General features: G+C 65.7%; 13 protein-coding genes and 2 tRNA genes. 2 read left to right on the top strand and 13 right to left on the bottom strand.

The genetic code is table 11. The annotated features are described in order from the left end of the window. Window positions 1-335: 335 nt before the first annotated feature. Window positions 336-3,674: an Rne/Rng family ribonuclease gene (locus U743_RS08520; RefSeq protein ID WP_084191745.1), complete on the top strand. Its 3,339-nt coding sequence runs from the start codon at window positions 336-338 to the stop codon at window positions 3,672-3,674. Further along, window positions 3,671-3,964: a hypothetical protein gene (locus U743_RS08525; protein ID WP_043767287.1), complete on the top strand. Its 294-nt coding sequence runs from the start codon at window positions 3,671-3,673 to the stop codon at window positions 3,962-3,964. Before U743_RS08520 ends, U743_RS08525 begins: the two co-directional genes overlap by 4 nt. 516 nt (window positions 3,965-4,480) lie before the next feature. Here the strand turns inward: U743_RS08525 and pnp are convergent. The 13 genes from pnp to folP form a co-directional block, all read right to left on the bottom strand. After that, entirely contained in the window at window positions 4,481-6,589 is a 2,109-nt protein-coding gene (gene pnp, locus U743_RS08530) for a polyribonucleotide nucleotidyltransferase (RefSeq protein WP_043767289.1), read from the bottom strand. Between the two features lie 32 nt (window positions 6,590-6,621). Next, window positions 6,622-6,891, bottom strand: coding sequence for a 30S ribosomal protein S15 (rpsO, locus tag U743_RS08535; protein ID WP_043767292.1), 270 nt, complete (start codon window positions 6,889-6,891; stop codon window positions 6,622-6,624). An 86-nt stretch (window positions 6,892-6,977) separates the two neighbouring features. Then, on the bottom strand, window positions 6,978-7,904 hold the full coding sequence (gene truB / locus U743_RS08540; RefSeq protein WP_232226753.1) for a tRNA pseudouridine(55) synthase TruB: 927 nt from the start codon (window positions 7,902-7,904) through the stop codon (window positions 6,978-6,980). Continuing rightward, the gene (gene rbfA, locus U743_RS08545; protein ID WP_043767294.1) at window positions 7,901-8,272 is read right to left on the bottom strand and encodes a 30S ribosome-binding factor RbfA; all 372 of its coding nucleotides are present in this window, start codon (window positions 8,270-8,272) and stop codon (window positions 7,901-7,903) included. Before rbfA ends, truB begins: the two co-directional genes overlap by 4 nt. Before the next feature lie 32 nt (window positions 8,273-8,304). Beyond that, window positions 8,305-11,082, bottom strand: coding sequence for a translation initiation factor IF-2 (gene infB / locus U743_RS08550; RefSeq protein WP_043767296.1), 2,778 nt, complete (start codon window positions 11,080-11,082; stop codon window positions 8,305-8,307). A 71-nt stretch (window positions 11,083-11,153) separates the two neighbouring features. Continuing rightward, window positions 11,154-12,638, bottom strand: a complete 1,485-nt coding sequence (gene nusA, locus U743_RS08555) for a transcription termination factor NusA (RefSeq protein ID WP_043767298.1) — start codon at window positions 12,636-12,638, stop codon at window positions 11,154-11,156. Between the two features lie 23 nt (window positions 12,639-12,661). Continuing rightward, the gene (rimP, locus tag U743_RS08560) at window positions 12,662-13,114 is read right to left on the bottom strand and encodes a ribosome maturation factor RimP (protein WP_084191747.1); all 453 of its coding nucleotides are present in this window, start codon (window positions 13,112-13,114) and stop codon (window positions 12,662-12,664) included. Window positions 13,115-13,177: 63 nt separating this feature from the next. Next, window positions 13,178-13,254, bottom strand: a tRNA-Met gene (locus U743_RS08565). Window positions 13,255-13,322: 68 nt separating this feature from the next. Next, a tRNA-Leu gene (locus U743_RS08570) sits at window positions 13,323-13,408 on the bottom strand. A 45-nt stretch (window positions 13,409-13,453) separates the two neighbouring features. Continuing rightward, window positions 13,454-13,807, bottom strand: a complete 354-nt coding sequence (gene secG, locus U743_RS08575) for a preprotein translocase subunit SecG (protein ID WP_043767300.1) — start codon at window positions 13,805-13,807, stop codon at window positions 13,454-13,456. 20 nt (window positions 13,808-13,827) lie between these two features. Next, window positions 13,828-14,592, bottom strand: a complete 765-nt coding sequence (gene tpiA / locus U743_RS08580; RefSeq protein ID WP_043767302.1) for a triose-phosphate isomerase — start codon at window positions 14,590-14,592, stop codon at window positions 13,828-13,830. Window positions 14,593-14,629: 37 nt separating this feature from the next. Beyond that, window positions 14,630-15,979, bottom strand: a complete 1,350-nt coding sequence (gene glmM / locus U743_RS08585) for a phosphoglucosamine mutase (RefSeq protein WP_043767304.1) — start codon at window positions 15,977-15,979, stop codon at window positions 14,630-14,632. Further along, window positions 15,979-16,824 carry a dihydropteroate synthase gene (folP, locus tag U743_RS08590; protein WP_043767306.1) on the bottom strand — a complete coding sequence of 282 codons (846 nt, stop codon included), beginning with the start codon at window positions 16,822-16,824 and terminating at the stop codon, window positions 15,979-15,981. Before folP ends, glmM begins: the two co-directional genes overlap by 1 nt. Between the last annotated feature and the right edge of the window lie 49 nt (window positions 16,825-16,873).

The raw sequence follows: 16,873 nt of genomic DNA on the forward strand, positions 1-16,873 counted from the left end.
CGGCTTCGCGTCGACGGGTGTCGCGAGACATGCACTCGAATTATGTCTGCCGCGCGTTGACAGCGCGCGGTTCAACCATCGCGCTCCGCGGATGGAACAGAGAATACCGATTCAGGCACGCCGACGCGCGCCGCGATTCATCTTCGTCAGCTTTGCAGAGTCCCGCATGTCGCCACAATCTCCGAACCGCTCGTCGTCTTCCGCCTCCGGCGGACGCGCGACAGCGGGAGATCGTGCACGACAAGCGCCGCTCGACGGCGCTGCGACGGCGAATACTGCCCTGAATCCTTCCATCATCCGTGGTGGCGCTCAGCCTTGGCGAGCCCATCCGCACCATGAAACGCATCCTTATCAACGCGACGCAGGCCGAAGAGCTGCGCGTCGCCATTGTCGACGGCCAGAAGCTCCTTGACCTCGACATCGAAACCGCCGCGCGCGAGCAGAAGAAGGCCAATGTCTACAAGGGCCGCATAACGCGCATCGAGCCCTCGCTCGAAGCCTGCTTTGTCGAGTACGGCGCCGAGCGGCACGGCTTTCTACCCCTCAAGGAAGTCGCACCCGAATACCTGAAGGGTGGTCCGGGTGGCGGCAATCCGGCCCAGCAGCTCTCCGAAGGCCAGGAGATCATCGTCCAGGTCGAAAAGGAGCAGCGCGGGACCAAGGGCGCGGCGCTGTCGACCTTCATCTCGCTGGCCGGGCGCTTCCTCGTTCTCATGCCCAACAACCCGCGTGCCGGCGGCATCTCGCGGCGTGTCGAGGGCGAGGAGCGCGACGAGTTGCGCGAGACCCTGAGTCAGGTCAGCTGCCCCGACGGTATGGGCGTCATCGTACGCACCAACGGCATCGGCCGGTCACCCGAAGAGGTGCAGTGGGATCTCGACTACCTCGTCGAGATCTGGAACGCCATCACCAAGGCCGCCGAGAGCCGCAAGGCACCCTTCCTGGTCTACCAGGAGTCGAACCTCATCCTGCGCGCGCTGCGCGACTATCTGCGCCCGGACATCGGTGAAGTCATCATCGACAATCCGGAGCTCCACGAGCAGGCGCACGCCCATCTCTCGCACGTCATGCCGGCGACGCTGCCGCGGCTCAAGCTCTACGAGGACAACATCCCGCTGTTCTCGCGCTTCCAGGTCGAATCGCAGATCGAAACCGCGCATCAGCGCCAGGTGAATCTGCCTTCGGGCGGTTCCATCGTCATCGACCGCACCGAGGCGCTGACCTCCATCGACATCAACAGCGCCCGCGCCACCGGCGGCAAGGACATCGAGGACACCGCGCTGCAGACCAACCTGGAGGCGGCCGACGAAATCGCGCGCCAGCTGCGTCTGCGTGACGTCGGCGGACTCGTCGTCATCGACTTCATCGACATGAGCGCCAACCGCAATCAGCGCCAGGTCGAGGAAAGGCTGCGCAAGGCCACCGAACGCGACCGCGCCCGTATCCAGACCGGCCGCATCTCGCGCTTCGGGCTGCTGGAGATGTCACGCCAGCGCATGCGCCCCGCCCTGGGGGAGCACACACACCAGAACTGCCCACGCTGCGACGGCCACGGCCAGATCCGCAGCGTGGAATCGCTGTCGCTGTCGCTGCTCCGCCTCATTGAAGAGGAGTGCATGAAGGAGAAGACGGGCCGCGTCATCGCGCAGGTCCCGGTGGACGTCGCAGCCTTCCTGCTCAACGAAAAGCGCGAGGTCATTCACGACATCGAGGCGCGCAACAAGGCCGAAGTGCTCGTCATCCCGAACACCTCCCTGCTGACACCGCGCTTCGAAATTACGCGTGAGAAGGCTGACCCCAAACAGCAGGAGCAGCGTGAATCCAGCAGCAGTTACCAGCTGCGAGAGGATTTCAGCAGCAGCGAAACCACCGACAAACTGACGCGCAGCGACCGCGTACCTGCCGCCGAGCAGCCCGCCGTCGGCATGCTGCGGCCCTCCACGCCGCCGCCGGCACCGCGAGCGGAAACGCCCAGCGAAGACGACGTCGCCAAGACACCTGCAGCCAAGCCCACGCCGGCGCAGCCGGGCCTGTGGCAGCGCATTCGCACTTGGTTTGCCGGACTTTCCACAGCCCCGTCCCAGACCACCAAGCCAGAAGCCGACGCCAAGAGCGAGTCGGACAGTCAGCAGCACGAAGGCCGTGAAGACGGCCAGCGCCGTGGCGGAAGCCGCCGCGGCGGCCAGAGCAGCGCCCGCAAGAGTTCGGGTGGCAACCGGCAGCGCAGCCGCTCCGGGCGTGGCAACGGCGAAAACGCCGATCGCGGCAGCGCCAAGAAGGCGTCGAACACCAACAAGGCGGCCCAAACGGAGGCCGAGGCCACCGAGGAAAAACCGCGCAAGCCCAACCGTGACAAGCAGCCTGCCGCCGAAGCGGATACGAGCGGTGAAGGCGGCGGGCGCCGCCGGCGGGGGGGCCGTAACGGCGAGCGCACCGATGCAGGCGCCAAGGCCAACGACGACGCGGCAAGCCCGGAAACGCAAGAGACGGAAACTACTGCCCAGGCCGACGACAGCACATCGCAGGCCGAGGGGGCCACGCCGACTGCGGGCGGCAGCGAAGGCGGTAGTCGCAAGCGCCGCCGTCGCCGCGGCGGGCGCAACCGCCGCCGCACCGGCAGCCAGGCCGCGCAGGGCGCTAGCGATGCCGGTACCGGCGATGAAGGCGCCGAGGGCAATGTCGACGCCCTGGACAACGACGATACCGCCGAAGCGGCAGCGCCGGCAGCTGCTACGACAGCGCCTGCGGAAACTCGTACCGATGGCGAAGCAACCGCCTCGGTGCAAGATCCTGAGTCAACGCAGCGCGACACGAGCGCAATGACGCCGATGTCGGATGTCGACAATGACACGCCCGACGCGCACGCAGAACGCGAGCCGGCGTCAGACGACGACGTCGCGATAGAGCAGCCCGCTCCGGAGCAGAACGCGCCAGAGTCGGCGACCGCACGTCGCAGCATCCCGGCGGATCGCATACCGACACCCCCGGCCCCGGCGCCCATGCCCGGCGTGAGCGCTCCGCCGGACAGCTGGCAGAGCACCGTTGAGCCCCCCGCTCCTGCCGCGGAAGCCGAAAGCGAGCCCGATTCCACGGGGACGAACGCACCATACGAGGCCCCTGCAGCCTCCTCCGGCAACGAGCCTGTCGACGATGCGATCGAAGCCGCCCCGGAAGCCGCGCCTGTTCCGGCGACAGCCGAGATCGAGCGTACGCCGGGCGACAGCGTTCAGGATGAGGTTTCCGAGCCGGTCTCCAATAAGTCCGAGAGCGACGTGGCTGATACTGCCGAGCCGGCGGCCGAGGAAGCCACGCCCGGCGAGCAGGAGCCGAGCGCGGCAACGGAAGCCGCTGACGACAGCGATAACTTCCTGCCACGGCTCGTGCAAGCAGCCAACGCCGAAAGCGAAGGCCAAGTGGAGCTGATCAACACCCAGCCCGACACTGCCATAAACGATTCCGAGCCCGAACCCGAGGCCTTCCTGCCTCGCCTCATCGCCACCGCGGACGAGGAAGTGGGCGCCGCTGTCGAAGAAGCAAAGGACGAGACGGGTTCCGAGGAGCCCGCCGACGACACGAGCGCTACACCCCTCGCCGACGACGAGCGCGCCCCGGTGGCAGACGAGGATTCCGAGACCGGCGAACAACGCGCCAAGGACGGCAGCGCCGGACAGTGAGCCAGGTCGGCAGCAGCCGCGCAGAGCTACTGGAGAGACTGCGCGGCTGCATCGGTCTTCACATCGCTTGGCGCGGCGAAACGTTGCAGCTGCAAGACCTCCTCGCCACCGAAGGGCGCCTTGTCCTTCGATCCCTGGACGCAGCGGCGACGCTGCAGGCTGACCAGCACGGTGACCCTCGCCGCCGAACCCCGGTGCTACGCGAGCTTCCTGTGCTCAGCGAAGACGGCACACACCCCTCGGAGGCCGCCGAGGCGCTGCTGCGCGTTCTCGCGGAACAGCAGCGCTGACGCTATGTTCTCCTGGCCGGGCCATCAATAAGCCACCAACGGCACCTGTCGTCGTGAACTTCTGCTTGCGTGACACTGTCACTGAGATGTGCTTCGGCAACCAAATACGTGACGCACGCGTCATTATTTGACCGAAGATGAGATCGCGTATGACGTAACCGTCAAAATATACACGCGCCTATTTCTAAGTTTCTGTTTTATATATATTTTTTTTGTGCGGTGCGACATTGACAGGGCTGCCTAGCCCCCGTATACTGCACCGCAACAAAGACAGAAAAGAAAAAGCCCGCACAGGGCGGGCAAAGATTCTTAACTGTTTTTAACCAGGTCTCCTCCAGAAAGACCCTAGTGTCTTTCTCGCACTTGGCCCCCTGCTTGCAGGGGGCTTTTTTTATTTGCTTTACCGCTATTTATGCCTCAATTGGGAGCCCTACGCAAGCGTAGGAAGCACTTGGGGGCTAAAAGTGGTGCGGTGGCGCCCCATCATGGGGCGCCACCGCTACCGCTAGGGCCTTTTCAGGCCTCCGTGTCGGCGGCCAGCGCCTTCATCGACAGGCGAATGCGCCCCTGCTTGTCTACTTCCAGCACCTTGACGCGCACCACATCGCCTTCCTTGAGCACGTCGGAAACGTTCTCGACGCGCTCCTCGGCGATCTGGGAAATATGCACAAGGCCATCCTTGCCGGGCAGAATCGTGACGAAGGCACCGAAATCCATGATGCGCGCCACCTTGCCCTCGTAGACATCGCCGGCCTCGACCTCGCGGGTCAGCGCCTGGATGCGCGCAATGGCATCATCGGTGGCCTGCTTGTCCACGGCCGAGATACGGATCACGCCATCGTCGTCGATGTCGATTGCCGCGCCCGTCTCCTTGGTCAGCGCCTGAATGGTCGCCCCACCCTTGCCGATGACGTCGCGGATCTTGTCCGGATTGATCTTCAGCGTGGTGATGCGCGGCGCCCACTCACTCATCTCGCCACGCGGCGCCGACAGCACCTTGTTCATCTCGCCGAGGATGTGCATGCGAGCGGTGTGCGCCTGATCCAGCGCCTCGCGCATGATCTCGCCGGTGATGCCGTTGATCTTGATGTCCATCTGCAGAGCCGTGACGCCCTCGGCAGTGCCGGCCACCTTGAAGTCCATGTCGCCGAGGTGATCCTCGTCGCCGAGGATATCGGTGAGCACGGCGTGGCGGTCGCCTTCCTTGATCAATCCCATCGCCACACCGGCGACCGGTGCCTTGATGGGCACACCGGCGTCCATCAGCGACAGGCAGCCGCCGCAGACCGTCGCCATCGAGGAGGAGCCGTTGGACTCGGTAACCTCGGAGACGATACGGACGACGTAGGGGAAATCCTTCTCCAGATCCGGCATGACGGCTGCCAGCGCGCGCTTCGCCAGTCGACCGTGGCCGACTTCGCGCCGCTTGGTGCCAATACGACCGGTCTCGCCCACGCAGTAGGGCGGGAAGTTGTAATGGAGGAGGAAGCTGTCCTTGTAGGTCTGGTCGATGGCATCGATGAGCTGCGCATCGCGCGCCGTGCCCAGCGTGGTAATTGCCACGACCTGCGTCTCGCCGCGCGTGAAGATGGCCGAGCCATGCGTGCGCGGCAGAGCCTTCGCCTCGATATCGATAGGCCGCACGGTCTTGGTGTCGCGCCCATCGATACGGGGGTGGCCGTCGATAATGCGATTGCGCACGATCTCGGCTTCGAGGTCGTGTAGCGCCTCACCCACCTGACGCTCGGAAAACTGCGGTTCATCACCGGCACAGAGCGCCTGCTTGGCCTCACCACGGATCGCGTCGAGCCGGTCGCGGCGCTCGATCTTGTCGGTAATGGCAAAGGCTTCGGTGACCTTGGTGCCAGCCTCGGCGCGCACGGCGTCCAGCACCGCGGTGCTGTCGGTAGCGGGCTGCCAGTCCCAGCGCGGCGCGCCAGCCTCGGCGGCGAGCTCGTTGATCGCCTGAATCGCCACCTGCATCTGCTCGTGGCCGAAGAGAACGGCGCCGAGCATGACCTCCTCGGACAGGCTCTTGGCCTCGGACTCCACCATCAGCACGGCCTGCTCGGTGCCGGCTACCACCAGATCGAGCTCCGAGGACTCCAGCTCGGTGGCAGATGGGTTGAGCAGGTAGTTGCCGTCGGCATAACCGACGCGCACGGCGCCGATCGGGCCGTCGAAGGGCACACCGGCCACTGCGACCGCTGCCGATGCGCCGATCAGGGCCGGAATGTCGCCGTCCACGTCAGGATTCAGCGACAGCACCGTGGCGACGATCTGCACCTCGTTCATGAAACCGTCGGGGAACAGCGGACGCAGCGGGCGATCGATCAGCCGGCAGGTCAGCGTTTCCTTTTCGGTGGGTCGGCCCTCGCGGCGGAAGAAGCTGCCGGGAATCCGGCCGCCGGCGTAGGAGCGCTCCTGGTAGTCGACCGTCAGCGGGAAGAAGGCCTGGTCCGGGCGGGCATCCCGCTTGGCGACGACGGTGACGAGAACGACCGTATCGTCCATCGTCACCTTGACTGCGCCGCTGGCCTGGCGCGCCATGGCGCCGGTCTCGAGAGTGACGGTGCGACCGCCGAATGTGAATGTCTTGCTTACGCGCGTGTCATTCGGTGACATGAACTTCCTCGACTACCTGGAAAAAGAGACGCCTAGCGGCGCAGACCGAGCTCGGAGATGAGCTTCTGGTAGCGGCCGACGTCCTTTCGCTTCAGATAGTCGAGCAGCTTGCGGCGCTGATTGACCATCTTCAGCAGTCCGCGACGGGAATGATGGTCCTTCTTGTTGTTCTCGAAGTGCGGGCCGAGCGTCTTGATGCGCTCGGAAAGCAGGGCAACCTGCACCTCGGGCGAACCGGTGTCGTTGGGCTCGCGCTTGAACTTCTCTACGACAGCACGCTTCGCTTCAGCATCAAGGGACATATACCACTCCAACAATTAAATGATTTCTGCCTCGGTAGCCTGACATTGTAGCCGGCTCCGCGGTCGTGGAACAAGATGCCGGCGCGTCAGGCCGGCGCGGGAACCTGCATCATGCGGCGGGGAGCGACCATTCCGTCGGCGTTGATCTCGCCAAGGGCGATGAGCGCGCCACCGGGACCATAAATCGCTACCCGGCCGTCGGCAGGCGCAGCGGCTACGCGGACGGCTTCGCCGCGCGCCAGATAGAAGGCGCGAGCGGCATCCAGCTCCACCGCGGGCCAATCCTGCAGCCCGGTCGAAGGCGGCAGCAACAGTGCATCCAGCGCTTCCCGCCCCTGCTCGGCCGCGGCCTCGATCTCCTCGATGCTACGCATACCTTCGGGGGGAAAGGGGGCGAGCCAGTCGCGGTGCAACGCAGCCACATGCCCGAGTGATCCCGCAGCTTCGGCGATGTCCTCGGCGAGGGTTCGGACATAGGTGCCCTTGGAACAGCGCACGCGCAGCCGGAAGGTGTCCCCGCTCACCTTGTCAACGTGCAGCTCGTGGATGCTAATGCGCCGCGGCTTGCGCTCAACCTCACCGCCGCTGCGCGCGATCTCGTAGAGACGCCGCCCCTGGTGATGCACGGCGGAATGCATGGGCGGGATCTGGTCGATCTCTCCCTTGAAGCGCTCGGCCGCCGCCTGCAGGGCCTGCAGGTCGGGCCGTACATCGCTCGTCGCCACGACCTCGCCCTCGGCATCACCACTGCTGGTGCGCGTTCCGACCGCCACGGTCACCGTGTAGTGCTTGTCAGCATCGAGCAGGTAGTGGCTGAGCTTGGTGCAGGGCCCGAAACAGACCGGCAGCATGCCGGTCGCCAGCGGATCAAGGCTGCCGGTATGCCCGGCCTTGGCGGCGCCGTAGAGATGGCGCACGCGCTGCAGAACCTGGTTGGAGCTGGCGCCCACCGGCTTGTCGAGCAGCAGGATGCCGTTGACGTCGCGCATCCAGGCCTTGCGGCGTCGGCTCACGAACCCTCCCCGTCCGAATCGCGGGCACGCGCCTGCCGGATCAGACGGTTGATGGAATCGACCTCGTCCGGAAGCTCGTCGGCGAGAAAGCGCAGCTCTGGCACGCGCCGCAGCTTGAGCCGCTTGCCCAGCCAGCCTCGCAGGCGGCCGCTGCGCCGCCCAAGCTCGGCCACCGACTCGTCCAGCGGTTTGCCGAGCCGGCCGACGAAGACCCGCGCATTGCGCATATCCGGCGAAAGATCAACGCTCGTGATCGTCACCCCCTCGAAGCAGGGGTCCGAAAAATGCTCGCGGATCAGCTCGTCCAGCTCACGCTGGAGCTGCACGGCGACGCGCGATGCACGGGGATACTCACGATGGGTGGACACGACGCGCTCCTGCCGAGGCGCGACCGGCGCAATCAGCGCCGGCCGCCACCTGCTTCAGCCTCGGTCTTGACCTGACGACGCACTTCCTCGCGCTCGTAGCACTCGATCTGGTCGCGGGCCTTGACGTCGTTGTAGTTCTTGACGGCGATACCACACTCGGTACCCGCCTCGACCTTCTGCACATCGTCCTTGTGACGACGCAGCGACTCCAGCTCGCCCTCGAAGATGACGACCTGATCGCGCAACACGCGGATCGGCAGACCACGGCGCACTTCGCCGTCGACGATAAGACAACCGGCGACCTGGCCGAAGTTCGAAGCCCGGAAGACCTCGCGCACCTCGGCGGTGCCCACGATCTTCTCGCGCATCTCGGTGCCGAGCAGCCCGGAGATCGCGTCCGTAACGTCGTCGATGACGTCATAGATGATCGAGTAGTAGCGCACGTCCACGCCGGTGGCCTGGATGCGCTGGCGAGCCTTGCCGTCGGCGCGGGTGTTGAAGCCGATGATGATCGCCTCCGACGCCAATGCCAGATCGACATCGGATTCGGAGATGCCACCCACCGCGGAGGCAACGATGTTCACCTTGACCTCTTCCGAGGGGATCTTGGTGAGCGCCTCCGACAGCGCCTCGATCGAGCCCTGGACGTCGCCACGGATCATGATGTTGAGCTGCTTGCGCTCCTCGCTGCCCATCTGCTCGAAGGCGCGGTCGAGACGAACGGCCTGCGACTGAGCGAGCTTCTGCTCGCGCAGCTTCTTCTCGCGCAGATCGGCGAGCTCGCGCGCGGCGCGCTCGTCGGTGACGGCCATGACTTCCTCGCCTGCGTCGGGCGCGCCCGACAGGCCGAGAATCTGCACCGGGGTGCTGGGACCAGCCTCCTTGCAAGGCTTACCGGCGTCATTGAACATCGCACGCACGCGTCCGAAGAAGGGGCCGGCGATGACGACGTCCCCCTGGCGCAGCGTACCGCTGCGCACCAGCACGGTGGCCGTCGGCCCGCGACCCTTCTCGACGCTCGACTCGACGATGGCGCCGCGTGCTGTGTCATCGATCACGGCCTTCAGCTCGAGCAGCTCGGCCTGCAGCACGACGGCGTCGAGCAGCTCCTCGATGCCTTCGCCGGTCTGCGAGGACAGTTCGACGCACTGCACGTCGCCGCCCCACTGCTCGACCACGACCTCTTCCTTGGTCAGCTCCGAGCGAATGCGCTCCGGATCGGCCTCTTCCTTGTCGATCTTGGTGATCGCCACGATCATCGGCACACCAGCGGCGCGTGCATGCTGAATGGCCTCGCGCGTCTGCGGCATGACGCCGTCGTCGGCGGCAATGATCAGGATCACGATATCCGTGACCTGGGCGCCGCGCGCACGCATGCGGGTAAAGGCAGCGTGGCCAGGTGTATCGAGGAAGGTGATCTCGCCGCGCTGGTTGGCCACCTTGTAGGCACCGATGTGCTGCGTGATGCCGCCGGCCTCACCGGAGGCGACGCGCGACTTGCGAACGTAGTCCAGCAGTGAAGTCTTACCGTGGTCAACGTGCCCCATGACCGTGACGATGGGCGCGCGCGACGTCGCGTTCTCGTCTTCCTCATCGGCCTTGCCGGTGGCAGCCTCAAGCAGCGCCGCTTCCTCGGCCTCTTCAGAGACCACGCGCGGACGGTGCCCCATTTCCTCGACCACGAGCACGGCCGTGTCCTGGTCCAGGGTCTGATTGATCGTCGCCATGACGCCAAGACGCATCAGCGTCTTGATCAACTCGCCGGTCTTGACGGCCATGGCTGCAGCCAGATCACCGACAGTGATCGACTCCGGAATATCCACATCGCGGACGACCGGCGCAGTCGGCTTCTCGAAGCCGTGGCGGTTGTCTACCTGCACGCGGGCGCGGCGGCCGCCACCGCTCTTCTTGTTGTCGCGGCGGCCGGACTTCCCGGCCTTGATGTGCAGCTCCTTGCGCGCCTTGTCGCCGCGCCCCGGATCAGCGCGTCCGGGCGCCGCGGGGCGCGCCGGCGTCGGCGGCGCCTCGGCGGGCTGCTCGCGCTTCATCTCGGCAGCCCGACGCAGATTCTCGGCAGCGCGCGAGCGCGACGCCATGGCGGCGCGGCGCGCCGGATCCATGGCTTCTTCGGCAGGCGAAGCCGGTTCGGCGGCAGTTTCCGTGGGCTCCGCAGCATCGGGCGTCTCGCCTGCGTCGTCGGCAACCGCATCGACAGCCTCTTCGGCGCCCGCGTCTTCAACAGGCTCCGGCGCCTCGGTGGCTTCAGCGGACGGCTCTTCGGCCTGTTCCTGTTCGTTCTGCTCGGTCTCCGCGTGTGATTGGGCCTCAGCCTCCTGGCGTTCAGCTTCGCGCGCTTCTTCGGCGGCTTCCTCCTCGACGCGCGCCTTTTCGGCAGCTTCTGCCGCCTCGGCTTCTTCGCGTTGGCGCTCGGCTTCAGCCTCAGCCTCGCGTGCCTGTTCCTGCTCCTGCTCAGCCGCCTGCTGTTCAGCCTCGCTGGCCGGCTTCTCGAAAGTGCGCCGCTTGCGCACCTCCACGCTCACCGTTCGGCTGGGGGCGCCGCGGCCACCACCGAGCTTGAGCTCAGTAGTTGTCTTGCGCTTCAGGCCGATGCGACCGGAGCCACTGGCCGCGGCGCTAGCACTGCCTCCGCGCTTGGAGCGGATGTGTTGCAGCAACGCCGTCTTGTCGGCGTCGGAGAGCGTGGAATCTTCGTTTTCCACGCTGACACCAGCCTCCCGCAGCTGCGTGAGCAGCGCATCGACGGGGATCTTCACTTCCGTGGCGAAATCTCGAACGGTTACCGATGGCATGTCGTGTCAGCGTGTCCTGATGCAAATGGGGGCGCGGGCTGGCGCGACGCCGGGAGGCGTCGCGCATGGCCTCACTCGGCGAACCAGTGGGCGCGCGCGGCCATGATTATTTCTCCGGCGGCATCCTCTTCGATACCGATGAGCTCCGCCAGTTCGTCGCTGCCGAGGTCGGCAAGGTCGTCGCGCGTGCGGACACCCTTGTCGGCCAGCGCCGTGGCCAATTCCTGGGTCATCCCCTCGACCTCGTAGAGATCTTCGTCGGGGCCGTCACCGCCGGCGATGGCCCGCGCCAGCAGCGCATCGCGCGCTCGGGTCCGCAGCTCCTCGACGATAGACTCGTCGAATTCCTCGATAGCCATGAGCTCCTGTTCCGGCACATAAGCGACCTCGTCGAGGGTGGTGAAGCCTTCCTGCACGAGAATATCGGCAACCTCCTCGTCGACGCCCAGCGATTCCATGAAGTTATTGCGGACCGCGGTATTCTCTTCCTCGGTCTTGGCCTGGGCCTGTTCGCCGGTCATGACGTTGAGCGTCCAGCCGGTGAGCTCGGAAGCCAGGCGGACGTTCTGCCCGCCGCGGCCAATGGCCTGCGCCAGCTTCTCTTCGTCCACCGCGATGATCATCGAGTGCGCATCCTCGTCGACGACGATGGATTCCACCTCGGCCGGAGCCATCGCGTTGATCACGAACTGGGCGACATTCTCGTCCCAGGGCACGATGTCGATGCGCTCTCCCGCCAGCTCGTTGGAAACGCTCTGCACTCGCGAACCGCGCATGCCGACACAGGCGCCGACCGGGTCGATGCGACGATCCTTGGCCTGCACGGCGATCTTGGCGCGCAGCCCGGGGTCGCGTGCGGCGCCGCGCAGCTCGATCAGCCCTTGCGCAATCTCCGGCACTTCGAGCTTGAAGAGCTCGATCAGGAACTCAGGCATGGTGCGCGACAGGAAAAGCTGCGGGCCGCGCGGCTGCGGACCGACCTCATAGAGGTACCCGCGCACGCGGTCACCGATGCGCAGCGGCTCGCGCGGAATCAGGTGATCGCGCGGGATGATCGCCTCGGTGATGCCACCGAGGTCGACGATGACCGCCCCGCGCTCCATGCGCTTGACGATGCCGGTGATCAGCTCGCCAATACGGTCCTCGTATGCCTCCACGACCTGCGCACGCTCGGCTTCGCGCACCTTCTGCACGATGACCTGCTTGGCGGCCTGGGCAGCGATGCGACCGAACTCCTCATTCTCGAGCTGCTGCTCGACATAGTCGCCAACGGCGATATCCGGGTTCTGATCGGCCGCTCGCGAATAGAGGATCTGGCGCACCGGTGACTCGAACTCCGGATCTTCGTCGTCGAGGACCTGCCAGCGCCGAAAGGTCTCGTACTCGCCGGTGCCCCGATCGATGGTGACGCGCACATCGATGTCGTCACTAAAGCGCTTCTTCGTCGCCGACGCGAGCGCGGCCTCGATGGCCTGGAAGATGATTTCGCGCTCGACGTTCTTCTCGTTCGAGACGACGTCGACCACGGTCAGGACGTTCTTGCCGTTACTGTTCATTGCAGGAGCTATCGATCCGCAGTCTAGAAGGAGTAATGCGGCACCAGCCGCACGATTTCGATGTCACCGAGTGGCAGCTCCAGCTCACCGTCGTCGACGGTGACCCGGACACAGCCCTGATCGTGCGCGCGCAGCACACCCTTGAATTTCTTGCGCCCCCCTTCCATGGGCTCGCGCAACCAGACGCGGACTTCTTCGCCGGCGAAACGCTCGAAATGCGCGGGCTTGGTCAGCGGCCGATCGAGTCCCGGAGAGGAGACCTCGAGATGGTAGTTCCCGGGAAGAGGGTCCTCTACGTCGAGAAGCGCGGAAACTTCGCGACTGACCTGCTCGCAGTCGTCGACCTCAACACCACCGGGTGCGTCGATGTACAAGCGCAGCACGGAGTTGTTGCCGGTGACGAATTCAAGATGCACGAGCTCAAAGCCGGTGGCTTCCACCACCGGTTCGAGCAGCGCCACAAGCTTGTCATCCATTGCGAGCATGATCGTCAGGAACAAAAAGGCCCCGAAAACCGGGGCCTTTCGTAATTCGAAAGTTGGTAGCGGGGGCAGGATTCGAACCTGCGACCTTCGGGTTATGAGCCCGACGAGCTGCCTGACTGCTCCACCCCGCACCGGATCAAAACATTGTAATCGAAATGCTGCTGTCTTTGAAGCCCTCTGAGGGAGACTTCTTGTTGCCTGGTGCCGACGGTGAGACTCGAACTCACACGGGCCATGCCCACTACCCCCTCAAGATAGCGTGTCTACCAATTCCACCACGTCGGCGAGGCCGCGCATTGTAAGCCAGCCGCGGTAGCTGGCGCCAGCCCTTTATTCAGGAATCGCGGGCGCCGAAGGCGTCTCTTCCTTAGCCGGAGCTGCCGGCTGCTCCTGCGTATCCGCCGGTGCGCTTTCTTCGATCTCGTCGGCCAGGCTGCCACCGCTGCTGCGGGCGGCGTCCTCCACGAGATAGGCCAGCGCGAGACTGATCGACATGAAGAGCACGGCACAGACCGCGGTCGCCCGCGAAAAGAAGTTCGCAGAACCGCGCGAGCCGAAGACCGTCCCCGAGGCGCCGGCACCGAAGGCCGCGCCGGCATCTGCGCCCTTGCCCTGCTGCAGCAGCACGAAGACGATGAGCGCGATGGATACCACTACCTGAATGACGACCAGTGCCGTGTACATGAAGAATCCGAGTTGACTTGTTAGCTGTGCCCGCCGGCGGCGTGCACGATGGCGGCGAAGTCCGCTGCCTTCAGGGAAGCGCCTCCGATCAGGCCGCCGTCCACATCCGGTTGCGCGAACAGGGATGCGGCGTTATCCGGCTTGACGCTGCCGCCGTAAACAATCCGCACCGAATCCGCGATTCTAGCATCGTCGCGGGCCAACGTCGCGCGCAACGCGGCGTGCGCGGCCTGCGCCTGATCGGGACTCGCCGTGCGCCCGGTGCCAATGGCCCAGACCGGCTCGTAGGCGATTACGGCACGGGAAAAGGCCGCGATGCCGGCGGCGGCAACGACCGCGTCCAACTGCGCCTCAAGCACTGCTTCGGTGCGCTCACCGTCGCGTTCTGCGAGGGTCTCGCCTACGCAAAGGATGGGCGTAAGGCCGGCCTGCTGTGCGGCCAGGAACTTCGCGGCTACCGCTTCGTTGTCCTCGCCGCGCGTCGCTCGCCGCTCCGAATGGCCAACGATAACGTGGCTGGCGCCGCAGTCGATGAGCATCGCGCCATTGATGTCGCCGGTGTGCGCGCCGCTTTCGACCACGGGAGAGAGATCCTGTGCGCCGAGGGCGCAGCCGCTACCCGAAAGCGGCCCAGCGACCAGTGTCAGATAGCAGATCGGCGGGCAAATGACGACATCCACCCCGGCATCGTCGCAACTCGCAACAGTTTCGCGCGCCAGTGCCTCACCGAAAGCACGATCACCGTGCATCTTCCAGTTCGCTGCCACCAGAGGCTTGCGGGCCATGTTCACCTCGCTCTCATAATTGTCAGGGGGAAATCATTTAGGCCGCGGCCAGCGCGTCGGCACGAGCGCGCACCACCTCGGCAATGGCCTCGGCGTGCCGATCAGCCTGCGCAGCGTCGGTCGCTTCCACCATCACGCGCACCAGCGGTTCGGTTCCCGAAGGCCGGAGCAGAACCCGGCCGTCGGCGCCGAGCGCACCTTCGGCGCCCGCGACGGCGGCAACGACCTCCGCGTCAGCGCAGAGGCCCGCCGCGTCGCGACCGGCGCGCACATTGATCATCACCTGCGGGCACAGGGCAATCTCGGCCGCAGCTTCGGCCAGAGTGACGCCGCGCGCGCGCAACACTTCCAGCACCTGCAGCGCGGAGAGAATGCCGTCGCCCGTCGTGTTCCGATCCAGGCAGAGAATGTGGCCGGAACTCTCCCCGCCCAGCTCACCGCCTTCGGCTTGTAGCTTTTCCAGCACGTAGCGGTCGCCGACCTTGGCGCGGTGAAACGCGATGCCGAGGCGCTCCATGGCCTGCGCCAAAGCCAGATTGCTCATCAGCGTGCCAACCACCGGCCCGTTGAGCGTTCCCGTTTCGCTGCGGTGCCGCGCCAGCAGGTAAAGCATCTGATCGCCGTCGACTGCCGCGCCGTTGGCGTCCACCATCAGGCAGCGATCGGCGTCGCCGTCCAGAGCGATGCCGAGATCGGCGCGCTCCGCGCGCACGCGTTCGCGCAGCGCCTCCAGATGCGTCGAGCCACAGCCAAGATTGATATTGAAGCCATCAGGGGCAACACCGATGCTGGATAGCGTCGCACCGAGCCGGGCAAAAACCTGCGGCGCCACCTGATAGGCGGCACCGTTGGCGCAGTCGAGCACGATGTGGAGCCCCGTCAGCGACGAACCGCGATAACTGGCCACGCAGAAATCGGCATAGCGGGACTGGGCGTCGCTGATGCGCTGCGCGGCGCCCACCTCGGCCGGCGGCACGCACTCCATCTCGCTGTCGACTGCAGCTTCGATAGCCGATTCCACGGCGTCCGGCAACTTATCCCCCGCCGCAGAGAAGAATTTGACGCCGTTGTCTTCGTGCGGATTGTGCGAGGCGGAGATCACCACGCCGGCGGCAGCATGCAGCTCGCGGGTGAGGTAAGCCACGCCCGGCGTCGGCATGGGCCCCAGCAACCCAACATTGACGCCGGCCGCGGCGAAACCCGCCTCCAGCGCGGATTCGAAGAGATAGCCCGAGCGCCGCGTATCCTTGCCGATCAGCACGGGCGCCGAACCATTGCCGAGCACCCGACCGGCTGCCCAGCCCAGCCGCATGACGAACTGCGGCGTCATGGGGGCTTCGCCCACCCGGGCGCGTACCCCATCGGTCCCGAAATAGCGTCTGCTCACTACTGCGTCTCTCCCTTTTGCCGCGCCTCGCGCAATGCCGCCGCGGTACGCGCGGCCTGCACGGTCTCCAACACATCGTGGGCACGAATGATATCCGCTCCCTGCCAGATCGCGACGGCCGCCGCGCTCAAGCCCGGCACCACACGTTGATCCACTGGCAGGTCCAGCAACTGGCCGAACATCGACTTGCGCGACACACCGATCAGCAAGCCCGCCCCCAGCCCCCGGAAACGGTCGAGATGAGCGAGCAGCGCGAGATTCTGCGCCAACTTCTTGCCGAAACCGATGCCGGGATCGACGAGGATCGCTTCCGACGGAATACCTGCCGCCACGCAAACCGCCACGCGCTCAGCCAGCCAGTCCGCGACCTCAGCGACGACATCGCCGTAGCGCGGATCGCGCTGCATAGTCTGCGGCTCGCCCTGCATGTGCATGAGGCAGATTGCCAGGCCGGTATCGCGCGCGGCTTCCAGCGCGCCCTCGCCCTGCAGGGCGTGGACATCATTGATGAGATCCGCGCCGGCCTCGGCGGCGGCACGCATGACCGGCGCCTTCATCGTGTCGACGGAGATCCAGACCTCGGGATGAGCCGCCCTCAGCGCACGGATCACCGGCACGACGCGCTCGAGTTCGCGATCGGTATCGACGGGTTCGGCGCCGGGGCGCGTTGACTCGCCACCGATGTCGATGAGAGCCGCGCCCTCGACAATCATTGCTTCGGCGCGCACCAGCGCTGCGTCAACCGCCTGAAAGCGACCGCCATCGGAAAAGGAATCGGGTGTGACGTTCAGCACCCCCATGACGGCGGGCCCGCCGGCCAGCAGATCAGCGAGCTTCTTGCCCATTCCGTACTCCGGACAAAAGGACGCCGGGGCGAATGCCCCGGCGTCGTCA

This window comes from Algiphilus aromaticivorans DG1253 (assembly GCF_000733765.1).
Lineage (GTDB): Bacteria > Pseudomonadota > Gammaproteobacteria > Nevskiales > Nevskiaceae > Algiphilus > Algiphilus aromaticivorans.